This window comes from Aquimarina acroporae (genome assembly GCF_023195925.1).
GTDB classification, from domain to species: Bacteria; Bacteroidota; Bacteroidia; order Flavobacteriales; family Flavobacteriaceae; genus Aquimarina; species Aquimarina acroporae.
Map to the genome: position 1 here is coordinate 1 of NZ_JALPRE010000021.1, position 673 is coordinate 673.

Below are 673 nucleotides of genomic sequence, written 5' to 3' on the forward strand. Positions count from 1 at the left end.
AGATATCACTGTGGTTACCGATGAGGCGGATAACTGTGGTACACCCACAGTATCCTTTGTAAGTGATGTAAATACAAGTATAGGGATAATCACCAGAACCTATAGTGTTACGGATGCTGCTGGGAATAGTATCAATGTGACACAAACAATCACCATTAACGATACTACAAATCCAACGGCAAGCAACCCATCACCAATCACAGCACAATGTGCTGCACCTACACCAGATATCACTGTGGTCACTGATGAGGCAGACAACTGTGGTACACCAACAGTAGCTTTTGTGAGTGATGTTAGTGATGGAAACAGCAATCCGGAGGAGATCACTAGAACCTATAGTGTTACGGATGCTGCTGGGAATAGTATCAATGTGACACAAACAATCACCATTAACGATACTACAAATCCAACGGCAAGCAACCCATCACCAATCACAGCACAATGTGCTGCACCTACACCAGATATCACTGTGGTCACTGATGAGGCAGACAACTGTGGTACACCAACAGTAGCTTTTGTGAGTGATGTTAGTGATGGAAACAGCAATCCGGAGGAGATCACTAGAACCTATAGTGTTACGGATGCTGCCGGAAACAGTATCAATGTCACACAAACAATCACGATTAACGATACTACGAATCCTACTATTGTATGTCCTGCGAATATTACTCAA

The 673-nt window shown here is 43.4% G+C and carries 1 protein-coding gene; it reads left to right on the forward strand.

The window, feature by feature from the left end; genetic code table 11:
* A partial coding sequence (locus M0D21_RS21940) for an HYR-like domain-containing protein (protein WP_449500937.1) occupies positions 1-673 on the forward strand: 673 nt, incomplete at both ends.